General features: G+C 24.9%; 1 pseudogene. It reads left to right on the top strand.

What is annotated here, in order from left to right:
* Nucleotides 1-14 precede the first annotated feature (14 nt).
* Nucleotides 15-418: pseudogene (locus EZH24_RS13500) on the top strand (hypothetical protein); the annotation flags it as partial.

The following is a 418-nucleotide window of genomic DNA, read 5'->3' as shown; positions in this document are numbered from 1 at the left end:
CAGAGAGGTATATTATGAGATTATTATGTAATAACATATTTAATCTATTTGCATATGCTGTTATTGGAGAAGAAGATGAGTTTTTTCCTGTTTCTAATATATTTAATTATAGAACTTCAGAAATTGGAAGATTCAAAAGTGAAGAAGATGGAGGTCTATTTTTAGATGGAAAAGGTATTATAAACTGTTTTGCTATTTTTAATACAAATATAAAAAATATAAGTATAGAAATAGAAGATATATACGGCAATTTTATTTATTATAATGTTTATATAACAAATAATTATGGAGTTTATAATATAGCTCCTGTTGAGTTTACAAGAATAAAAATAACTTTTAATAAGAAAGCAGACGGCAATATGATTGAATGCGGTTATTTTATCATTGGAGAAGCTGTAGATTTTCCTCCTCATGATAA

The organism is Brachyspira catarrhinii (assembly GCF_005518285.1).
Classification (GTDB): Bacteria; Spirochaetota; Brachyspiria; order Brachyspirales; family Brachyspiraceae; genus Brachyspira; species Brachyspira catarrhinii.
This window is presented reverse-complemented; position numbering and strand designations above follow the sequence as displayed.